Source organism: Streptomyces sp. NPDC002057 (assembly GCF_040296665.1).
Classification (GTDB): Bacteria; Actinomycetota; Actinomycetes; order Streptomycetales; family Streptomycetaceae; genus Streptomyces.
Genome location: NZ_JBEOXR010000055.1, coordinates 1 through 20,214, shown reverse-complemented (window position 1 = coordinate 20,214; position 20,214 = coordinate 1). Strand labels below are relative to the sequence as shown.

Here is a 20,214-nt window from a genome sequence, read left to right as displayed (position 1 = left end):
AGTAGCGCGCCCGTGGACTGCACCAGCCGCAAGGCAAGGGCAGGAAGCCTCCTTTGCTGTCTTGAGCAGCGAAGGAATGGAAGCGGGAAGGACAGGGCTGGAGACAGCTCGCGGCCGGGCGACCGGCCGCCCAGAGCGGCCGGGTAACCGAGTCGCCCATCCCAACACGCAGGTGAAACGCGCAGAAGCCTCACTTTTGTCGGAATCCGCTGGTGTCATCGGCTGGTCGCCAACCAAAGAACCCGAGGTCAGCCAGTAGGCGCCCCACGTGCGCAGGGAGGGTCCCCAGCCAGTAGAAGAGCCCGTCCCGGGTGTCCTAGGCGCCCCACGCGCGCAGGGATGGTCCCCAGTTCGGGCACCATCGGGCGTCGGAGGACGGAGGTGCCCCACGCGCGCAGGGCGGCGTGGCAACCATCCCGCTCTACAGCGCCTAGGACGTCGCCCTTCGGTTCGCTAATCGATCTTCGAGTCGCAATGGGCAGGGGAAGTCGCTTGCGTGTACTCGCCGCTATCCGGCCAAGGTGAGGTTGTGCAGGTGGGTGGCGCCGAGCATGGCGTGGTGGAATTCGCCGCCTTTGAGCCGGAGATCGCGAGGAATCGCGTTCGGCGAGCAGTACTCGCCCGGGTGAGCCGGCAGTGTCAGGCGTTGACGGCGGCCTGCGTGGGAATGTCCGTGCTCGAATTGCTCGCAGCGGCAGTGGCGGCCTTTCCTCTGGCCTTGGACCGCCGGGCGCGGGGTCGCGGTGTCGGCTCGGTGGCACCGATTTCGGTCAGCTCGGCAGGGGACCAGCCGGCTGCCGCCGCCTCGGCGTAGGCCTCCTCGTAAGGGGCTTCGGTGTCGGCGAACTCACGCTGCAAGCGGATCCGGGTGGCCAGGAGTTCCGCGAGCGGGGCCACGGCGGCCTGCTTCGCAGCAAGCTTCGCGGCTTGGAGGTCTTGGGCTCTTTTGAGGATCTCGTGTGCATCCATGCCCGGCATCATGCCCTCTGGGCGGTGCACCGGTGCCTGCGTCCGGTCCTGCTGATCGTGTCACCAGCGTTCGCCGACTCCGACCCCAGTTGTCCTGGCCGGCTGCCTCCGTAGAACGCTCGGCGGAGGACTCACACGCGGGTGGCCCCGCGGTAGTCGCTGGCCGGCATGGCGGAGTCGAGTCCGACGACCTCGACCTGGCGCCCGGTGCGGGGGGCGTGAAGGACCCGCCCGTCGCCCGCGTACAGGCCGACGTGGTAGATGAAGCCGTCCCGGCGAGCCCAGAAGAGCAGGTCGCCCGGGCGCAGTTCGCCACGGGAGACGGGCTGGTGGGCTGTGGCCCCGTACTGGGCGGCCGCGGTTCGAGGGAGCTGGGTGTGCGGCCAGTAGGCGTACTGGACCAGGCTGCTGCAGTCGAAGCCGATGGTGGAGGAGGCTGCGCAGCGCCCGCGCAGGTACCCGTTGCCGCTGTCGCAGAAGCCCCTGCCCGGGCCCGCCGGGGTGCCGCCGCCGTAGGCGTACGGGGTGCCGATCCGAGCGGCGGCCCGGCGCAACGCCTGTGAGCCGGCCCCGCTGCCGCCCACATCCAGCAGGGGAGCGCCCTGGTAGTCCTTGATCATCGCCATGATGGCGATGACGTAGTTGTGGGTCTGGCCTTCGGCGAAGGACTTGGGCGGGACGCCGCGGTAGAACAGGACGGCCGCCCAGCCGGCGTTGTAGCCGGCGAGTGCCAGGCGGCGAACGTCGCCTTTGATGCCGGAGGCCTTGGCGTCGCCGAGCAGGGAGCACATGAAGCGGCCCTGGGCGATGACGGCGTCGCCGACGTCGAACGGGTCGGCGCGCCCGTTGCCGTCGGCGTCGTTGCGGTACGTCGCCCATGTCCCGTCGACGAACTGCGCCGGGCCCTTCGCGTCGGCGCTCGAAACCGTGTCGCGCGAGGTGCTGAACTTCGACTCCTGCTGGAGCTGAGCGGCCATCAGAGCCGGGGTCAGCTCGGGGTGGTCCTTGCACTCGGCGACGGCCTTGAGGATCCACGGCGCGAACTCCGGTGGTACGCCTCGCAGGGTGCTCGCGGTGGCCGTCGTGTCGGCACCCACACCGGCGATCAGTCCGGCGATGAGGACCAAGACGATTACGGGGAGTATCAGAACCACCATAACGGCACCGGATACGACCTTCATCGAGTCCCCCTTTCGGCTGACCCGGTCACCGGCGGGCCACTTCGCACAACATTGCGAAGTGCCTGATCAGCGGACTGTCCGTTGACCTCCTGTCAGCTCTGCTGATCCATAGCTACTCTCCGTAGCCTATTGAATGCGCATTGCGAACCTTGCAACGGGTGACGAAGGGGGGAGGTTGCGTGTGGCGACCGATCTTGTGACTCCGGATACGAAGCGGCCCCGGGAACACGGGCCGCGCTATGCCCTTTTCGGCGCGCACGGCTGCTCTGTAGCGATGGCCGTCGTGCCGTACCTGCTCGCAGACGGGCGGCCGGACATCGCCCACTACCCCGCCACGGGCGAGCCACTGGGCATGGGAGTGCGGCCGGTGGTTGTCGCTGACACCACCGTGTACGCCGCCGTCTGCGTCGAGCGAATGATCAACGCCTGGCCCGAAGTGGTGCCCCGGCCCTGGCTGGTCCTGACTGCCGAGGCGCCGATCCCCTCACCACCCGCTGCCCGCTTCCGGATCCGCGCCCTCGGCGCCCGGCTCGCCGGGACCGTGACCCTCCCCTACCTGCCCGTGCTGCGGACTATCGATGACCCCGCCGAGGCACTGGAGCACAAGCCCGTGCAGGCCGCCGCCGCACGCCTGCGCCGCCACCTCGAAGGGAACTGACCGATGCCCAAGTCCACCCTCCTCGCCGGGCCCGTCCCGGTCCTGCCGGGTGCCAAGCCCACCCCGATCCCCGGCATGGCGCCCATCGTGAGCGAGCTGTTCGGCTACGGCCTCTACGTACTGGTGCTCGCGGGTTGCTGTGCGGTCGGCTACGGAGTCCTCAAGTTGGCGACGGCCGACAAGTCCCGTAGTGGTGGAGGAGCCTCCGAGCCCTTCAAATGGATGGGCGGTGGTGTCCTCTCGATCCTGCTCGCCAGTGTGTTGATCAGCATCCTCAATGGGATCGCGGCCTGAGATGGCACGCGACGGCCGCCTCAACCGCCTCATGATGCCGACCGCGTTAGTTCTCCTCCTCATGGTGGTGGGCCTGACGGGCTACGCGATGCTGTCCGGGGGCAACCCCGAACTGGACTCAGGGAAGCCCGGTGCCACGGCTGCCGCACCGTCCTCGCCCCTGCCAACGTACGAACCGCCGCGGGACTGGACCGACCCCGAGCGCTGGGCCACTCTTCCCCGGGGCGCCCGCTCCGACGGCCGTGGCAAGGATGTCGGGTTCCCGCAGACCCTCGACGGCGCCCTGGGCATGCTCGTCGCCTCGAACAGCACGCTTGTCACTCCCGACAACAGCAACAAGGCCGAGCAGCTTGCCCTGTACGAGAGCTACTTCAGCGCGGCCGACCATAGCCCCCGTCTTCGGGAGGGGCTGGAGCTGGCCGGCGGCGAGAGCGACGCCCGGCTCCGCACGGATTGGGGGCTGCCCGCCGGCGGCGAACTGCCGCCGGGCTCGTACGTCCGCGCGCACGTCATCGGCTACAAGATCATCGCGCACTCGTCCACGGAGGTCAGCGTCTGGCTGCTCTCCCGCGTGACGACGAAAGCGGGCGAGATCAAGACCGAACGCGGCTCGTACACCCGCAGCATCGCCGCCGTGCGCTGGGAACAAACCGACTGGAAGCTTTCCGTCGCCGCCTTTGAGCAAGCAAGCCGGGCCATCCAGGGCCAGGACGAGCCAGCGATCGTAGCCCCGGGCGACCCGGCGTTCAGCCCTGCGGGATGGACCGCGATCCGGGAGGCCTCGTGAAACGGCTCGCAGCGATCCTGCTGACTGCCATCACGATCCTGGCTCTGGCCCTGGTGCCACAGGCCGCAGCCGACGACCCGAAGCCGAAGAAGGAAAGCGCGGTCAGCCAAAGCGTGGACGCTAGCTGCCGGGTGGTGACCGGATCCAGCAGCCTCGGCACCGCAGTTCGCCTCCTCGGCACTGCCATCGCAGGCCGCGACGCCTGCGACGCCGTCGGCGACAAGGTCGAGGAGACGGTGGAGGAGTACTGGCAGAGCGTCTGGAACTCCGTCATCGGTGACATCATCCGCTCCGCCGTAGACGTAGTGAAGTGGCTGCTGCGCACCGTGTTCACCGTGGCCCTCCTCGGTCCCAGCCTCAAGCTGGAGGACACCGGCCTCTTCGAAGAGGACGCCAAGTTCAGCGGAATGCTGGTCTGGCTCGGCTGGGTGATCGCCGCCTTCGGCACCATGTGGAACATCGGCAAGGCGGCGTTGACGGGCAAGCCTCAGGACTGGGGCCGGGTCCTCATCGGCTACGCCCAGAACGCCCTGCTGAGCGGGGTCGGACTGACCGTCGTAGTGCTGCTGCTGAAGCTCAGCGATGCGCTGACCACCGGTTTGGTGAACACGACCTTCGAGGACAAGAGCTTCGAACGGCTCATCACGGTGCTGATGCCGGCAGCCGTCCTCAACCCGGTTCTGGTGCTCGGCATCGTCCAGGTCCTCCTGCTCGTAGGCATCGTGCAGCTGGTCCTGATCTTCCTGCGAGAGTCCGCGATCCCGATCCAGTGTCTGCTCCTGCCGATCGCCGGAGCAGGGCTGATGGGCGGGGAGTCGATGCGCGGCTGGACACCGAAGCTCGTGACCTCCATCTGCACCGTCATCGCCTACAAGCCCATCGTCGCCGCGATCATCTGCACCGGCTTCGCCGAGGTCGGCCGCTCCCACTCCTTGATCGAGTGGCTCAGAGGCGTGGCCACCCTGTGCCTGGCAGTGATCGCACCTGGCCCGCTCACCAAGCTGTTCGCACCGCTCGGGGCCGAGATCGGCGCGGGCCTCAACGGTGGTGGCGCTCTCGGAGCCGCTGCCAACATGGCCGGCTCCTACCTCGGCAAGGGCGGCGGCGGAGGACCCGACCCCGACCCGGACCCCGACCCCAGCGGAGGCGGTGGAGGAGACGCCGGCGGGACGGATGCCGTCTCGCACGCCCAGTACGTGGAGAAGTCGATGGGTCCCCAGACGCAAGGCGACCCCGCAGAGGCGGGTGATGACGCCGTTGCCCAGTCCTCACGCAACGCACAGGTGCCCGCGCAGGGCGGGCCTGAGGGAGCAGTCGGCGGCGTGGGCGGGACTGAGGCCGCCACCGGCGTGGCCGCTACCACCACGACAGCCGCTGCCACCGGCGGAGCGACTCTGGCACTCCAGGTCCTCGACGGAGTCAACGACGCCGTCCACGACGCCGCATCGACCATGGGAGACGGGGGCAGCAAAACGTGACCACCACCGAGACACCGAACGGGCTGAGAGTCGAAGGATTTCGCACACGCCAGTCCCACGGCGCGGGGAACCTGTCGAAGAACGCCACGATGATCGGCGCGGCGATTCTCGCCTTCGACGGAGTGATCGCCACCAGCGCACCGGCCAGCCTGTGGGTGACCCTGCCCGTCACCTTCTTCGGGCTCGGGCTCACCGTGGCACGCAGGCACGGGATGTCCGCGCTCGCCTACTACCGGGCCAAGGTGGCATGGAAGCTCGCCGCACGCGCGGAGGCTACGAACTATCGCAAGGTGCTGCTCGAACTCCCCTACTCGCTGGACCTGCCCGGGATGGCCGCCTCCACCACCCTGATCCAGGCCCACGACCCCACCACCGGCCGTGAAGTCGGCGTCGTCCACAACCGCCGCAGCGGCTACATGACGATCTCCACCCTTCTCGCCCCGGGCGGCAGCCTCATGGCCCAGACCGCCTCCGTGCGCTCGAACCTGCGGAACTGGGGCTCCGTTCTGGACTCGATGAGCACCGACGACCAGATCAAGGGCGCCTCGATCACCATCCAGATCACTCCCGGCGCAGGCGAGGCCCTCGGCGACGACATCGCAGCACGCCGCGACCCGAATGCCCCCGTCGTCGCCCAAGCCCTCATCGACGAACTGGTGAAAACCGCACCACGAGCCACGGCGTCCGTCGCTCCATGGATGAGCGTCATCGTCGACCCCAACGCCACCGCGACCCCACCGGCCGACCTCGCCGAGCAGGTCGCCGAAACCCTGCGGGTCGTTGACTCCCTGGATCTGTCCGGCACCGGCACTGACGTCATCCGCAGAGCCACAGCCACCGACCTGCGCCGTCTGGTCCGCTCCGCCTTCGACCCCTCCTCCTTCTTCGCCCGCGACCAGGACTTCGCCGACCTCTCCTGGGGCGAATGCGGACCCATGGCCGCCGACGAAGGATTCGAGGAGTACGCCCACGACGGCGCCGTGTCCGTCTCCTGGGTCTTGCGGGAAATGCCCAAGCGCCCCATCTCCTACAGCACCCTCCTCCCTCTGCTCTCCCCGGGGAAGTTCCAGCGCCGCATCACACTCGCCTACCGCGTCCTGGACCCCCACGAGGGCGAAGCCGTCCTGGAGCGGGAGATCAGCAACGCTGCCCAGGCCGCCGAAACCACCGCCCAGGTCAAAGGCCGCGCCCGCTGGTCGCAGAAGGCCGACTACGCCAAGGCGGAGAAGGCCGCGGCCCAGGCCGCCTCGGGCGCCCAGGTCGTCGACTGGACGCTGATGGCCACTGTCACCGCCCGCACCGCCGCCGACCTTCCCGCCGCACGGCAGGAACTCGACCGGGCTGTGAAAGCCACCCGGGCCCTGCGGATGCGCACCGCCTACGGCGCCCAGGGCTCGATCTTCGCGGCCGGCCTGCCCATCGGATACAGCCCCCTGGTCAAGTGAGGCGATCATGGCCAAGTCCACCAAGATCCCGACTACCCGTCAGGTAACTGAGCCGCCCACAAACCCCGCTCAACGCCGCGCCGAGGCCGCCGAACAGCAACGCCAACGACGTCTGCACGCTCCAAGGCTCGGCTGGGGCGGCCGGTTCGCAGGCCGCGCGCCGGCAGAGGACACCGGCACCGTCTACACCGGCCCGAGCACACAGGCAGCCGGCCTCTACCCATTCCTCCTCGGCGCCGGACTCCCCGCCCGCGGGGTCCCGCTCGGACGGGACATGCTCACCGGAGAACTGGTGTGCATCGACCCCGCCGACTGGGTCGGCAAACTCACCACCAACCCCAACGTCTGGGTCATGTCACAACCCGGAGCGGGCAAGTCCGCCCTGGTCAAACGCATGCTCATGGTCTACTCGGCCCTCGGCTTCATGCCGGTCATCCCCGGCGACGTCAAGAACGAGTACACCCAACTCGTCCAGCAGCTCGGCGGCAGCGTCGTACGCATCGGCGACGGCTCCGGCAGGCTCAACCCCCTCGACTCCGGCCCCCTGAAGAACACCGTCCGTTCCCTGCCCACGGAGCGGCGCAACATCCTGCTCGACGTCCTCAACGCCCGCCGCCTCGAAACGCTCGGCGCCCTGCTCGCCACCAAGCATGGCCTCGGGCGGGCCGCCGACGAGATCCAGCGCTCCGCCCTGACCTGCGCCGTCCAGCTCGCCGCCGACGCCTGTCCTGGCGAGGACCCGATCGTCCCCGACGTCATCACCGTCCTGCGGCAGGCACCCGAACCGCTGCGGAACAGGCTCGCCGCGCACGACTCCACCTACCAGGACCTCACCCGATCGGTCATCGCTGGCCTGGACAACCTCTGCGGCGGCCCCCTCAAGGGACTCTTCGACGGCCCGACCACCGTCACCCTCGACCTCAACAGCCCCGCCGTATCGGTCGACATCTCAGCCCTCCGCGCACGCGGCGCCGACATTCTCTCCGCAGGCATGATCGCCACCTGGGCCTACACCTACTCCAGCATCGACTCCGCCCGCTCCACCGGCCTCATGCAGCGCCGCCTCGTCCTCGACATGGACGAAATGTGGAGAGCACTGCGAGCCGGCCCCGGCCTAGTCGATGCCATGGACTCCATCGGCCGCCTCTCCCGCGGTGACGGCGACGTCACCATCTACGTCACCCACTCCACCCAAGACCTCGAATCCCTGCCCACCGAGGAGGACCGGGCCAAAGCCCGAGGGCTGATGGACCGGTGCGACGTCTGGGTCCTCGGCGCCTCGACCGACCAGGAACTCCAGCGCGTCACCGGCAAGCGACAGCTGACCGAACAGGAGCGGGCTGTCATCAACTCCTGGTCCTCTGCCACCAGCACCGGCCTCGACGCCGGAGACACGGTGCACCCCGGCCGCGGCAAGTACCTCCTAAAGATCGGCAGTCGCCCCGGCATCGCGGTCGCCATGGAGCTGACCGCCACCGAATCCCGGCTCTACCACACCGACTACAAGAAGAGGCCCGAGCGCTGATGATGACGGACTCCGACCGCAACTGGGTCGCCGGAGCAGGCCTGGTGGGAGGCGTAGTCGTTCTCTCCATCGCGACCTGGACCGGCGCCGCTCTCGGCACGCTCGCCACGATCGAGCCCGTCACCCCCGACCTCACCCCCTACACCGTGATGCGCATGGCGCGTGACTGGTCGTCCGTCTGGGCAACCTCGCCCATCGCGGCCGGCACCGGCGCGTTCCTCTTCGACCTGGTCGTCGTTGCCGCACTGGTGTGGGGGGTCAAACTCGGGCTGCGCTGGTACTACCACCCGCGCGACATGGCCACCCTCCACCAGGTCCGCGACCTTGCCCCCACCCAGGCCGCCCATACCGCCACCCGGCTGCGGGCCTCGCTCAAGGGCGTTCCGCCGAAGAAGATCGCTCCGGCGGACCGGGGCGTCCTGCTCGGCGATCACATGCCCAGCGGCGTCGAACTCCGCGGCTCCGACGAGGACACGTTCGTCGCGATCATGGCCCCGCGCGCGGGCAAGTCCACCTCACTGGCCATCCCCGTGGCCGAAGAGGCGCCTGCCGCCCTGCTCATGACCTCCAACAAGGCAGACGTCTACGCCGCCACCCTCACCTCACGGGGCAGCGTGGGCGACATCTGGGCCCTGGACACCCAAGGCGTCGCCCGCATCGAGCGAGCCATGTGGTGGGACATGCTCGCCGAAGCCCAGACGCCCGAGCGTGCCGAACGACTCGCCAGCCACTTCATTGCCCAAGTCAGCAGCGAAGGCGCCGACCCCTTCTGGTCCCAGTCCGCCAACGACCTCCTGGTCGGACTCTTCCGGGCCGCCTACCACGACGGCGCCAGCATCAAGGACGTCCTGTCCTGGGTCGCCAACCCGGCCGAGAAAGCACCCCTGCGGATCCTCTACCGACACGAACCCGTGCTCGCCGAACAGGTCGACGCCAGCATCAACATCGCCGAGGAGACGCAATCGGGCATCTTCCAGAACGCCCGCACCGCGCTGTCGGGCCTGCGCGACGAGAGGGTCCTCGCATGGGTAACCCCCGACAAGACGCGCTCTCGATTCGACCCCGAGGAGTTCGCGCTCTCTAAGGACACCCTCTACCTGCTGTCCAAGAAGGGCGGCCCTGCCTCCTCAGTCGTCGCGGCCCTCGCCGACGCGGTGTTCACCGCAGCCGCCGAAGCAGGAGAGCGCCACGGCGGCCGACTCCCGGAGCCGATGCGCGCAGTCCTCGACGAAGCGGCGAACATCTGCAAAATCGCCGACCTCCCCGACCTGTTCAGCCACCTCGGCTCCCGGGGCATCAACCCGTACGTCATCCTCCAGTCCTACCGCCAGGGCGTGAAAGCCTGGGGCGAGGTCGGCATGGACGCGATGTGGTCAGCCGCCACCAAGAAGGTTATCGGCGCGGGAGTCGACGATCCGAAATTCGTCGCCGACATCGCCACCCTCGTTGGCCAGCACACCGTCCACCGCGGCTCCTACTCCAAGAGCCGAGACGGCGGCTCCACGTCAGTCGGCGAGCAGCGAGAGCAGATCCTCGAACCCGCCGAGATCCGCGCCATGCCCAAGGGCAGCGCCCTCCTCCTGGCCACGGGTATGCCGATCGCGCAGATCCAGCTCCGCCCTTGGTACCAAGAGGAATCGATGAAGCACATCGGCCCGCAGAAGGACGCAGAGGAAGCCCTCATTACCAAGAGGGCCGTCGCCGCATACGAAGAGCAGAAGGCCGACCGCCTTGCCTGACGCCCCAGAGACCCTCCCGGGCACAGTGACCGAGGACATCGAAGACCTGAAGGCCCAGGTCAGGTCACTCGCGGCGCAGCTGAAAGGGCTCCTCTCACCTCCCGCCGAAGCGGCCGAGGCAGCCCCCGAAGCGGTGGAAGAGGGCGCGGCCGAGACCGAGGAAGAGAGCTGGCAGTTCCCGCCCTTTATCCTCCTCCTCGAACAGCCGGCCTACGACGAAGAACTCCGTGCTCTGGCCGAGTGGGTCGAAGGCGTGCTCGTCCCCGGCTACCTCGCCGAACCATCAGCCGACACCCGCTGGTGCCACCTGTGGACCGAGCACTCGGTCGCCATCGCCCGACTCCACGCCCTCTGGTTGGCCTGGCAGGAACTGACCGACCCCGCCACCTGCGGATACAGCGGGCCCAGTACGTGGCACCGAGACCACTATGACCCCTGCATGCGAGAGCTGCGCCAACCCGGCGGCCCCTTCGCCGGCTGCACCAAGGGCGAACACCAAGTTGGACACCGTCAGCCGAGCCTCGTGCCCAGCGCCTGGAGCCATGCGTAGATAAGTCGGAGGCTCCGGGCGGATTCCGGAGACGACTGTCAGTTGGAGGTCAGGCCGGGACGCTCACAGTCATCATCCTGGCTGCTGTTGGCGCAGTAGCAGCAGAGATACGTCGGAAAGGAAAGCAAGAACTAATATGAGAACAGTCAGATTACGTTTCGTAAAGCAGTTAGCCCTGATCGGCCGTCAATGTTGCGACGGGAAGCATGTTTCGTCCTGATTCGTTGACGCCAGGGATGCATAGTGGATTTTAGGGAACGTCTATGGCGCGACCTACCTCTAATAGGTGGAAAATTGTCGAACGCGGAGGCTTGGACGAAAATGTCAACGGCGGCGCGCATGGCCACGAAGGTGGAGTCGCCTTTGTGGGGTGGGTGTAGGGAATGTGGGGTGTGGGGGAGGGGCAGGGTGGGGGTGTGGTGGTGTCGGTTCCCGGGGGGTGGGATGCCTGCGGGTGTGTGGTGCGGGGGTGACAGTAACGGGACCGTGTTCCGCACCCGGTCCGTGTTTCCGGGCCGTGCCCGTGGACCTGTCTGCCGTGGGCCCCTGTCCGGTGTCACCGCGACTGTTTCCCCGACCCCACAAGCGCACCGTTTCACGCAATAGAAATTGGCAGCCAGTTAGTACGTACTGGAACAGTACGGGCTGACTGAACCGCAGGACCCCACCAACGTGACGGGCCCTTCGGACGCTATCCAGGAGCAGTCACCCATGGGAATCGAGGACCCTTCCAGCGGCACCCGCCGACGTGAACGCCTCACCTCCGCACCACGCACACGACGAATGAACCTGACGTTCAACGACGCGGAACTCAAGACCGTCCAACTGGCAGCGGCACGAGAGGGAATGTCACCCGCGTCATGGGCCGGACGACAGGTGATGGCCGTCGCGCAACACATACTCCTACCCGTCTCCCGCGACGCCGCCGACGTCCTCCGAGAGCTCATCCAGGCCCGCGTGCACCTCCGCGAGACCGTCACCACACTCCGCTCACTCACCCCCAGCACACCCGGCACCGACGCCCCCGCGCCCCGCTCGCTCACCCCTGCCGGGACGCCCGGCACCGACCCCGCCGCGTTGCGCTCGCCGACCCCTGCCGGGACGCCCGGCGCCGACGTCCCCGCGCCCTGCTCATTCACCCCCGGGACGTCTGGCACCGACGTCGCCGCGCTGCGCTCGCCGACCCCTGCCGGGACGCCCGGCATCGACCCCGCGCTGCGCTCGCTCACCCCTGCCGGGACGCCCGGTACCGACGCCGCGCTGCGCTCGCTCACCCCTGCCGGGACGCCCGGCACCAACGCTGTGCTGCGCTCGCTGACCCCTGCCGGTACGCCCGGCACCGACCCCGCGCTGCGCTCGCTCACCCCTGCCGGGACGCCCGGTACCGACCCCGCCGCACCCCGCTCGCTCACCCCCGGTACGTCCGGTACCGACCCCGCCGCGCCCCGTTCGCTCACCCCCGGCACGCCCGGTACCGACGCCCCCGCGCCCCGCTCGCTGACCCCTGCCGGTACGTCCGGCACCGAGGCCCCCGCGCCCTGCTCACTCACCCCCGGCATGTCCGGTACCGACGCCGCGCTGCGCTCGCTCACCCCTGCCGGGACGCCCGGCACCAACGCTGTGCTGCGCTCGCTGACCCCTGCCGGTACGCCCGGCACTGACCCCGCCGCACCCCGCTCGCTGACCCCCGGGACGTCCGGTACCGACGTCCCCGCGCTGCGCTCGCTGACCCCTGCCGGTACGTCCGGTACCGATGTCCTGGAGTCGGCTGGTACCGCGATCGAAGCAGCCCTGGCGGCGATCGCCCGTGTGGACACAGCGACGGCCGCGGTCATACGGGAACGACGCTCCCGCTCATGATGCCGAAGAAAGCCAACAGCGGTACCACGACGATCGATCTCCTGCACTACCTCTTCGGCCCCGGTAAACGTGACGAGCACACCGACCCTCACCTGATCACCGGCTGGGACCCGGACCTGCCCTGTCCCGCACGCCACCCCGACCGCATGACGCTCACCGACCTCGCACGGCTTCTGGACGCCCCCGTGGAGGCGCTGCGCGGCCCGAAGCCGGCGGAACACATCTGGCACGTCGCGGTCCGTAACCACCCCGACGACCGCACCCTGTCCGACGCCGAGTGGAGCGAGGTCGCCACCGCCATGGTCCACGCCGCCCGCATCGCGGAACACGGCGACGAACACGCCTGCCGCTGGATCGCCGTACGGCACGCGGACGACCACATCCACATCGTGGCCACCCTCGCCCGCCAGGACGGACGCCACCCCCGCCTCCGCGGCGACATCCCCGCTCTGCACGCCGCCGCCCGCGCCTTCGAGACCGCCTGGGGTCTGACCCCGATGTCACCGCTGGACCGCACCGCGCGCCGCCGGCCCGTCACGGGCGAGGCCGAGAAAGCCGCCCGCCGCGGCCTGACCGAAACCGCCCGCGACTCCTTGCAGCGCACGGTCCGCCAGGCCGCCGCACTCGCCCACGGCGACACGGACTTCCTCGACCGCCTCCGCGACGCCGGCCTGCGCGTACGGACACGCCACCACGACGACGGAACCCTCCTCGGCTACGCGGTCGCGCTGCCCGGCGACCGCGCCGACAGCGGAACCCGCCCGGTCTGGTTCGCCGGCAAGACCCTCGCCTACGACCTGTCCCTGCCCCGCGTCCGCGAACGCTTCACCCCCCTCCTCACCCCAGCCCACTGGACACGCGCCGAGCACCGCATCCGCGAAGCGTCCGCACTCCTGGCCCGCGCCGGACAAGACGAAGGAGCGGGCGACGTCGCCGCGCTCGGCGACCTCCTGACAGCCGCCGCCGCCCACGCCCCCGCTCTGGTCCGCGACCGGATCCAGGCAGCCGCCGACGCCTTCGAACAAGCCGCCCGCGCCCCCACCACCCGCTCCCTCGAAGGCCGCGCCCGCGCCGGCTGGCGCGCCTCGGCCAGGGCCCTGGAACAAGCCCCACGCGCCGCCCGCGGCGGCGGGACCGCGCTCGTCCTCACCCTGCTGACCGCCCTCGTCGAGGCAGTGGAAGCCGCAGCCGACTGGCACCGCGCACAGGCCTTCCGCGCACAGGCGAAAGCCGCCTCCCAGGCCGCCGTCCTGCTACGGGAAGCAGCCGGCCCGACCGGCCCCCCGCCCTCGACAACGAAGCCACGCACCGGCCAAGCGGTGCACCCCGTACGGACCGCGCGGACATCCGGGCGTGGCCTGCCCACCACCCCATCCGTTACCGCAGTACCAGCCCGCCCACGCCCGGACCCCGGGCGTCCCTCCCCGGACCCCGGCGCCCCGGGCCCGTCCCGCACACGCTGACCCCCACCCGCGCTGACCCACCCGCGCTGACCCACCCGCGCTGACCCGCCCGCGCTGACCCCCGCCCGAGGGAGCTCCCCGCCGATGACCTACCCGCCCCAGCCCGAACCGTTCGCCGAAGCCCTCGCGGAAGCCGCGCAGACCGCGGCCATGGCCTACCGGCTGATGATGACCATCACCGACGCGGTCCGCCGCGCCACCCAAAAACGCCTCACCGGCAAGGAGGAGGAACTCAGCCAGGACGCGCAGCAGATGGCTCCCAGCTGGGCGGCCGACCAGCTGCGCGGCGCCCTCCAGAATGACGTCCTGGCCGAGCTCATGAACGGGGCGGACTGGCCGGTGATGGCCCGCCAGCTCGTCGCCCTCCACCAGGCAGGAGTCGACCTGGACACCTTCCTGCCGCAGATGGGCCGCATGACCGCAGGCGTCCACCAAGCCGTCGCCACGAACGCGGCCCGGACGAAGGCGGAGGGCACCGACCGCTGGGCCGACCTACTGACATCCACGATGCCCCAGGGCCTGGTACGCGACGCGATCCTCGCCTCCCCGGCCTGGCCCGACATCGCGGCCGCGATGGCCCACCTCGACACCAAGGGCATCGACGTCACCCGCATCCTCGTGGACGCCCACGCAGCCGGCACAGGCGTCGACCAGGCCATCGCCGCCGTCACCACCGCAGCCGCCCAAGCACCCACCCCCACCCCCGCGGCGACCCCCACCCCTGCCCCGGCCACCCCGGCGCCGGCCGTCCCGGCGGCGACCCCCACCCCCACGCCGACCGACCCCCGTGTCCTCGCACCCGCCACCGCACCAGGGACCGCGCCGACCACCACACCCGCGCCCGCCACACCCACTCCCGCCCCGGCACCGCCGACGGGGGAGCCCGCCGACCCGTGGGCGCCTCCCGCGAGTACGGACGCGAAGCGCTCCTGGGGTCCCCTGACTGAGGGCCTGAACATCCCCCGGGACCTTGATCTCGGTAACCGGGCCAAGGCCCTGGAACAGCTCGGCGTCAGGCCAAGGGCGCACGCCGCGATCGTCGGCGCCGTCAAGGACGCCCTTCCCGAGACACAAGCCGGCCTCCTCATCAGCTCCCGCCCATGGCCCCTGCTCGCCCACCGCATGAACCACATCCACGACCAGGGCGGCACCACCCTCCTCACCGCACACCTGACCCGCCTCACCACCGACACCACCTGGCAGGACGGCCCACCCTCCACCACCACCGGACGCCTCATCGACGCCACCCTCAACTCCCTGACAACACCACCCTCCACACCGGCCACGCCCGCCTCCCGGAGCCGTGTCTCCCCGACCACCGCCCGCTCCCGCTCCACCACCACACCCACCACCACCCCGGGACAGCCGGCCCCGACACAGACCGCCCTCCCCGCCCACCGGCAACAGACCACACCGGCCAAGACCACGGCGCGCACACGCTGACGGCAGCCAACTCCCACCCGACAGGCCGAGACGCGGTGCCCGGGCATCCAAGGAGGCACGTAGGGCGCGTACGGGCGACGCCGGGCACCGAAGCGCCCGAACGCCCTCACCGGCATTGGGGGAGTGGCGCCACGCCATGAAACAGCATCAGGTCACTGCGCCCAGAGCACAGCCGCGCCAACGCCGCCCAGCAGCACGGCACCCATGAGGAGCGAGGCCGTGACCGACGTGTCCACCGCCTGACCCGCGAACCGCGCCATCACGACAGTGAGCACGGTTCCGACAGCGCACACGGCCGCCCCCGCCAAGGTGAGAACTACCAGTGAGGTCACGACTGCTCGATTCGCCAGGTGAGAGCCGCCCGGAAGACAGCGACTCGCGGGCCAGTGTCGCCGTCAAGAAACGGCACGCTCAGCGGCATCCGGCGAGGCCACCAGCCCCGCGCCCGCAGCTCCAGACGCTTGACACCTGCCTGCTCGCCGCCGGGCCACAGCACCCGGATCAGCACCGGCTCGAACTCAAAGGACGTCGTCACGTGCTCACCGTAGAAGCCGACGCACGGCATGCGACGTGCATCACCCCGCGTCACACGTTGGTGGCGACCGCCCCATAACTAAGGCGTAGGACCCACGCCGGTCTCGTCCCGTAGCAGCGCCTCAGGCCGCACTCAATACCTCCACCCCGGGTGTTTCCCCAGGTCAGATATTGAATGCGGCCTTCGCCATGCCCATCGTGACCAGAGCTTGCGCAGCTTGGTCCTGCGGCCGTCACTGTGCCTCCCAGCCGCCCCAGCACGGTCGGCTCGACAGCCCATGGGACCAGCACGCGACGCAAGCACCCCCGGACCGCTCACCTACCGCCCACGCCGAACTCCGGCGCCCCAGACACCCGAAGGGATCCACCCAGCCATGAGCACCCACCAGCACAACCCCGCCTCCATGCCCGACCCCGCGCAGCAGCCGACCGCCCCGGCCGTCCCGCCGCAGCAGCCCACCGGCGCCGGCCCGGACCCCAAGCCCTGGACCACAGGCCAGATCGTCCACAGCGGCCTGACCGCCCTCCAGCTCCTGGCCGTCGGCGGCCTGATCCTCCGTCAGGCCCCCGGGATGGTCCCGGTCGTCGACGCGCTCGGCTCCCTCGCCGGAGGCCTCGGAGGAATCGTCGTCATGTTCCTCACGCTCCGATCGGCCCGCCGCCGGTGACCCCGAACCCGGCCCCGCGCCGCAGCGCGCGGGGCCGGCCGCAGCACGCGGGCAAGCCCTTCCGCAGTGCCCTGCGCAAGCCACGACACCTCTTTGTACGCGGAAGCCGTACGACGAAGCTGCCGGCCGGACGCCAGAGCCGGCAACGACCACCACCGCTGCACAACGCGCTCCATACACAGACCACGCCCCAGCCACGAGTCCGCTCACCAACGCACTTCACGTCATCAGCACCGCCGACGCTGCGCCCCTCCGATCCTGTGGCCTCTATGGAGCCTGACCGAGCCAACGCTGGCGAAGTACCCCAGGAACCCGCCCACACGCCGCCCTGACGACCTTTCACCTTCAAGTCGACTCCGCCATAAGGGTGACGACCAATCGCCCCTCAGATCGCCACACAGCGACTCTCGCCCGCCAGGCGAGATCAACGCCACCCGCACGGTGATCAAGGCGCCTCGCGCACAGGTCGTGCCCCTCACCCCACCTGGGCCCAGCCGCTGAAGCCGCGGCTGCCCACAGCCCTCGGGGGAGCGGCCGCCCCGGCGCGCCCGATGCGGTCCGCAAGGACGCCCCGACCACGCCAGCCGGCCGGGCGCGCACAGGCAGCAGATTCTCTGTCGAGAAGAACTTCATGCCGTAGTCCGACATCCCGCAGGAGCTCACCGAGGTCACCTGGTTCCGAGAGGACCACGCACGGCATGGCCCGCCGCTTCCCTCGGGGCATCCCCGGCGACCGTATGAAGCACGTCGACTACGAGACGGACGACGCCGTCACGAAGGTCTTCCCCGGGGACTTCTTCGTCATCACCGATGACTTCCTCGTCATCACCGGCTACATCAAGCGAGCCCCCCGGACCGCCCGGCGCTGCTACGAGCTCCCGCACGCCCGCCTCGAACCCGATCTGCACCGGACGTTCGCCTACGGCCCGGCCAAGCGGCGATGAGACACAGCCCATGAGCTCGGCGAAGTCCTCGGCCTGCGCCGTCCCCGCAACGAGGTCGGCCGGCTGCGAGGAGTGGACCTTCTGCCCGGCGGCATGCCCTGCCCGCCCTTCTCCTTGTCGAGTTCCGGGGGCCGAGGTGGTAGAAACGCGGAGAGCCCGCCGTTTCCGGCGGGCTCTCAACGGCACTTGCCACCGGGCTTCCGGAGGGGGCCACCCCCCGGAACGCCCGATGATGCTGAAGTCCGGGCGAGTTCAAGGCCCACGTCCAGCACGAAGTATGTAACCGGTCCTACTGCCGAGTTATGCCGCAGATTTACGGGTTCTTCCGTCAGTGGAAGGCCGGAACCCTGAATTTACGGGTTCTTGGCCGCGTAAAACGTGATTCCGTGAGGGATCCGTCACACTCCGTGCCCGCCCGGGTGATCAACTCGCTCACCTGCGCTAGCCCTGATCGATTTCCCCACGGATAAGGGTTGTTGGGCGACTGTCACACGTGTCGGTACAGTTCTGGGTTACCGGTCGCAGGAGACCGCCCCCCGGGGGCAAATCTTCGGCTGGTGCTGCCAGAAGTCCGAAGAGTTCAGATGGCGGTCTCCGGCTCCATGCCGGGCTCGACTGTCTCCCCTCGCCAGGGACCGACAGTCGAGCAGCCGACCGCCCCTCACCCATAGGGGTTCGCTCTGTCCACGCCTGCGCTGATCACGGCGGCGGTGCTCTTCCTGATCGTTTTCGGGACCACCTGCTACGCGATCTTCCACCTCAAGTCCACCCCCGTCCGCATCGCCGCCGTCCTGCTCGCCATGGGCACGCTGATCGCCGCGATGGTCCCCATCATCCGGATCCTTGCCGAGCCCGCGCCCCAGCCCGCCCCGGCACCCATCGCCGCCCACGCGCCCGCCACCCCCACCCCCGGGCCCGTCCTCGACGGCCGTGTCCGGAAGGGGAACTGACATGGCGACGCCCAGCGACGAGTCCCGTCCCCGCCGCAGCAACGTCGAGGTCCGCCTCGGCCGCTACTTCGGACTCCTCGGAGTCGGCGCCGAAGCCGCCGCGGCACTCGCCGCCGGCAGCTACCTCCACCGCACCCCCGTCGGCCGCGTCCGCTACAGCGGCCGCCACTCCTACGTCGACATCATCATGAGCGGCGTCGTCCTTGAGGAGCAGCGGCTGTGGGCCGGCGAGTACTGGGTCGGCGACCTCGACATCTTCCGGGAGCCCACCCAGGGCTACCAGCGGACCGTGGTCGACTTCCTCTCCTCGGCCTGGGTCATCCGCATCTCCCGCGAGGTCCTCCGCAGCTGGGCCGTCCGCGACCTCACGGTCCAGCGCATGCTCTACCACGTCCAGACAGGCCGTCAGGACGTCATGAACATCGTCTACGGGCTCGACCAGCGCTCTACCCTCGCCCGCGTCGCGCAGCTCCTCGACTACCTCGGCCACACCCCGCACCTCCTCGACGAGGTCGGCCTCCTCCCCCGCGGAGGGGCCGTCATCCACGGACCGACCCAGAAGCACCTGGCCGACACCCTCGGCCTCAGCCTCGCCTCGGTCGAGAAGAGCATGAACCTCCTCCGCAAGCACGAGATCCTCGCCTCCGCCGGCGGAGGCAGGGCCCACCGCACCTACCGCATCGAGAAGCCCCAACTGCTCGGTGCCGTCGCCGACGGCCACCTCCCCACAGCGGCCTGACACCACCGCCCACCCCGTTGGCCGTCCCCTGATCAGCTCAGGGGACGGCCAACGGCGTTGGACGCAACCTCGGCATCGCCCGGACGGTTGAGACCGGATGAAGCCCCTCGTGATGACCGTCGGCCACCTCCGCGACGTCCTGGACCTCCACGACGCAGCCGACGACCTCCCCATCGAAATCCACGCCGACATCCGCGACGGCGAATACGCCTCGGTACTCCACCTGGAAGCGGTCGAGTTCACGTCCACCATCCCCAAAGGAACCATCCGAGAAGAAGGGGTAACAATTCCACCAGGACGCGGATACGTGATGAAAGTTGTTCTCTCAGCTTGCGTCGGGAGAGAGAAATATGCGCGCAAAAGCAAGCTGTCCCCGACCACCTGATCCAGGCACGGCAGATCTGCCCAGGACGGCATGGTGAGCGAGCTGACCGGGACGACAGGGCAGACCGCGGTAAAGCTCGACCTGTGAGCCTCACAGCCTCTTTTCCCAGGTGAACCTGTTCTGCCAGACTGCGAGTGAGCGGTACTCACCACGTGGGACCGGCCCGCAGGCCCCACGTGGCATCCACGGCCAGGCCGAGCTCCTCGCCCTCGCCCCAACCGGCCGCAGGGCCGCGCATCCTGAATTCAGGTCAGAATTAGAAGCGCATCAGCTGGAACCCGGACCGGAATTTTAAGCAGAAACCAAAAACAAGCCGCACTGAAAATCAAGGCGCCCCCACCCCCAGCCAGCCGCTTTTCCGGGTATTCGCGGAGCGAATACCCGGAGGGGAAATCGCGGAGCGATTCTCCCCAGGAATCGCGGAGCGATTCCCCAACTCTCGCGCGGAGCGCGAGAGTTGACGCCCCGTAGGGGCGTCGCGTCGCGTCTGCGGAGCAGACCGCGCAGATCGGAAGAGCGTCGGGGAGGGAAAGAGTGTTTAATCCAGCGTGTATATATCTCTTGTCGACCAATCAATAAAAAAGTGAGGTCGCCGCGGGCGG

Annotated in this window: 19 protein-coding genes; 16 read left to right on the top strand and 3 right to left on the bottom strand. The window is 69.4% G+C overall.

Annotation, left to right across the window (positions count from 1 at the left end; genetic code table 11):
* Window positions 1-639: 639 nt before the first annotated feature.
* Together ABT129_RS31190 and ABT129_RS31185 are read right to left on the bottom strand one after the other, a co-directional pair.
* A complete protein-coding gene (locus ABT129_RS31190) occupies window positions 640-969 on the bottom strand; it encodes a hypothetical protein (RefSeq protein WP_351908301.1) in 330 nt (109 codons plus the stop codon).
* A 131-nt stretch (window positions 970-1,100) separates the two neighbouring features.
* On the bottom strand, window positions 1,101-2,126 hold the full coding sequence (locus tag ABT129_RS31185) for a C40 family peptidase (protein WP_351908299.1): 1,026 nt from the start codon (window positions 2,124-2,126) through the stop codon (window positions 1,101-1,103).
* 298 nt (window positions 2,127-2,424) lie between these two features.
* Here ABT129_RS31185 and ABT129_RS31180 point away from each other — a divergent pair, with 298 nt between their 5' ends.
* The 11 genes from ABT129_RS31180 to ABT129_RS31130 all read left to right on the top strand — a co-directional run bounded on the left by ABT129_RS31180 (window position 2,425) and on the right by ABT129_RS31130 (window position 15,392).
* Window positions 2,425-2,808 carry a hypothetical protein gene (locus ABT129_RS31180; RefSeq protein ID WP_351908297.1) on the top strand — a complete coding sequence of 128 codons (384 nt, stop codon included), beginning with the start codon at window positions 2,425-2,427 and terminating at the stop codon, window positions 2,806-2,808.
* Window positions 2,809-2,811: 3 nt separating this feature from the next.
* Window positions 2,812-3,102 (top strand): hypothetical protein, encoded by a 291-nt coding sequence (locus ABT129_RS31175; RefSeq protein WP_351908295.1) that lies wholly within the window; start codon window positions 2,812-2,814, stop codon window positions 3,100-3,102.
* Window position 3,103: 1 nt separating this feature from the next.
* Window positions 3,104-3,889 (top strand): hypothetical protein, encoded by a 786-nt coding sequence (locus tag ABT129_RS31170; protein WP_351908293.1) that lies wholly within the window; start codon window positions 3,104-3,106, stop codon window positions 3,887-3,889.
* Window positions 3,886-5,367 carry a hypothetical protein gene (locus ABT129_RS31165; RefSeq protein ID WP_351908291.1) on the top strand — a complete coding sequence of 494 codons (1,482 nt, stop codon included), beginning with the start codon at window positions 3,886-3,888 and terminating at the stop codon, window positions 5,365-5,367. The genes ABT129_RS31170 and ABT129_RS31165 overlap by 4 nt, the downstream gene beginning before the upstream one ends.
* Window positions 5,364-6,812, top strand: a complete 1,449-nt coding sequence (locus ABT129_RS31160) for an SCO6880 family protein (protein ID WP_351908289.1) — start codon at window positions 5,364-5,366, stop codon at window positions 6,810-6,812. Before ABT129_RS31165 ends, ABT129_RS31160 begins: the two co-directional genes overlap by 4 nt.
* 274 nt (window positions 6,813-7,086) lie before the next feature.
* Complete coding sequence (locus ABT129_RS31155) at window positions 7,087-8,337, top strand: putative type IV secretion/conjugal transfer ATPase (protein WP_351908287.1); 1,251 nt, start codon at window positions 7,087-7,089, stop codon at window positions 8,335-8,337.
* A complete protein-coding gene (locus tag ABT129_RS31150; RefSeq protein ID WP_351908285.1) occupies window positions 8,337-10,076 on the top strand; it encodes a type IV secretory system conjugative DNA transfer family protein in 1,740 nt (579 codons plus the stop codon). Before ABT129_RS31155 ends, ABT129_RS31150 begins: the two co-directional genes overlap by 1 nt.
* 25 nt (window positions 10,077-10,101) lie before the next feature.
* A complete protein-coding gene (locus ABT129_RS31145) occupies window positions 10,102-10,626 on the top strand; it encodes a DUF4913 domain-containing protein (RefSeq protein WP_351908283.1) in 525 nt (174 codons plus the stop codon).
* A gap of 879 nt (window positions 10,627-11,505) precedes the next feature.
* Window positions 11,506-12,486, top strand: coding sequence for a hypothetical protein (locus tag ABT129_RS31140; protein WP_351908281.1), 981 nt, complete (start codon window positions 11,506-11,508; stop codon window positions 12,484-12,486).
* On the top strand, window positions 12,483-13,949 hold the full coding sequence (locus ABT129_RS31135) for a mobilization protein (protein ID WP_351908279.1): 1,467 nt from the start codon (window positions 12,483-12,485) through the stop codon (window positions 13,947-13,949). Before ABT129_RS31140 ends, ABT129_RS31135 begins: the two co-directional genes overlap by 4 nt.
* A gap of 84 nt (window positions 13,950-14,033) precedes the next feature.
* Window positions 14,034-15,392, top strand: a complete 1,359-nt coding sequence (locus tag ABT129_RS31130; RefSeq protein WP_351908277.1) for a hypothetical protein — start codon at window positions 14,034-14,036, stop codon at window positions 15,390-15,392.
* Between the two features lie 328 nt (window positions 15,393-15,720).
* On the opposite strand, the gene ABT129_RS31125 is transcribed toward ABT129_RS31130, so the two are convergent.
* Window positions 15,721-15,927, bottom strand: coding sequence for a hypothetical protein (locus ABT129_RS31125; RefSeq protein WP_351908275.1), 207 nt, complete (start codon window positions 15,925-15,927; stop codon window positions 15,721-15,723).
* Window positions 15,928-16,300: 373 nt separating this feature from the next.
* On the opposite strand from ABT129_RS31125, the gene ABT129_RS31120 reads away from it, so the two are divergent.
* From ABT129_RS31120 to ABT129_RS31100, 5 genes are all read left to right on the top strand, one after another.
* Window positions 16,301-16,594 (top strand): hypothetical protein, encoded by a 294-nt coding sequence (locus tag ABT129_RS31120; protein WP_351908273.1) that lies wholly within the window; start codon window positions 16,301-16,303, stop codon window positions 16,592-16,594.
* A gap of 698 nt (window positions 16,595-17,292) precedes the next feature.
* Complete coding sequence (locus ABT129_RS31115) at window positions 17,293-17,538, top strand: hypothetical protein (RefSeq protein WP_351908271.1); 246 nt, start codon at window positions 17,293-17,295, stop codon at window positions 17,536-17,538.
* Window positions 17,539-18,248: 710 nt separating this feature from the next.
* Window positions 18,249-18,488 carry a hypothetical protein gene (locus ABT129_RS31110; RefSeq protein WP_351908269.1) on the top strand — a complete coding sequence of 80 codons (240 nt, stop codon included), beginning with the start codon at window positions 18,249-18,251 and terminating at the stop codon, window positions 18,486-18,488.
* 1 nt (window position 18,489) lies between these two features.
* Complete coding sequence (locus ABT129_RS31105) at window positions 18,490-19,227, top strand: cyclic nucleotide-binding domain-containing protein (protein WP_351908267.1); 738 nt, start codon at window positions 18,490-18,492, stop codon at window positions 19,225-19,227.
* Window positions 19,228-19,324: 97 nt separating this feature from the next.
* Complete coding sequence (locus ABT129_RS31100) at window positions 19,325-19,612, top strand: hypothetical protein (RefSeq protein WP_351908265.1); 288 nt, start codon at window positions 19,325-19,327, stop codon at window positions 19,610-19,612.
* Window positions 19,613-20,214: the final 602 nt, after the last annotated feature.

Coding starts and splice junctions, on each gene's coding strand:
- ABT129_RS31135 (WP_351908279.1), top strand. CDS start 12,483: ATGATGCCGAAGAAAGCCAACAGCGGTACCACGACGATCGATCTCCTG.
- ABT129_RS31120 (WP_351908273.1), top strand. CDS start 16,301: ATGAGCACCCACCAGCACAACCCCGCCTCCATGCCCGACCCCGCGCAG.
- ABT129_RS31100 (WP_351908265.1), top strand. CDS start 19,325: ATGAAGCCCCTCGTGATGACCGTCGGCCACCTCCGCGACGTCCTGGAC.
- ABT129_RS31190 (WP_351908301.1), bottom strand. CDS start 969: ATGGATGCACACGAGATCCTCAAAAGAGCCCAAGACCTCCAAGCCGCG.
- ABT129_RS31170 (WP_351908293.1), top strand. CDS start 3,104: ATGGCACGCGACGGCCGCCTCAACCGCCTCATGATGCCGACCGCGTTA.
- ABT129_RS31150 (WP_351908285.1), top strand. CDS start 8,337: ATGATGACGGACTCCGACCGCAACTGGGTCGCCGGAGCAGGCCTGGTG.
- ABT129_RS31140 (WP_351908281.1), top strand. CDS start 11,506: ATGGCCGTCGCGCAACACATACTCCTACCCGTCTCCCGCGACGCCGCC.
- ABT129_RS31180 (WP_351908297.1), top strand. CDS start 2,425: ATGGCCGTCGTGCCGTACCTGCTCGCAGACGGGCGGCCGGACATCGCC.
- ABT129_RS31115 (WP_351908271.1), top strand. CDS start 17,293: ATGGCCCGCCGCTTCCCTCGGGGCATCCCCGGCGACCGTATGAAGCAC.
- ABT129_RS31175 (WP_351908295.1), top strand. CDS start 2,812: ATGCCCAAGTCCACCCTCCTCGCCGGGCCCGTCCCGGTCCTGCCGGGT.
- ABT129_RS31155 (WP_351908287.1), top strand. CDS start 7,087: ATGCTCACCGGAGAACTGGTGTGCATCGACCCCGCCGACTGGGTCGGC.
- ABT129_RS31130 (WP_351908277.1), top strand. CDS start 14,034: ATGACCTACCCGCCCCAGCCCGAACCGTTCGCCGAAGCCCTCGCGGAA.
- ABT129_RS31105 (WP_351908267.1), top strand. CDS start 18,490: ATGGCGACGCCCAGCGACGAGTCCCGTCCCCGCCGCAGCAACGTCGAG.
- ABT129_RS31185 (WP_351908299.1), bottom strand. CDS start 2,126: ATGGTGGTTCTGATACTCCCCGTAATCGTCTTGGTCCTCATCGCCGGA.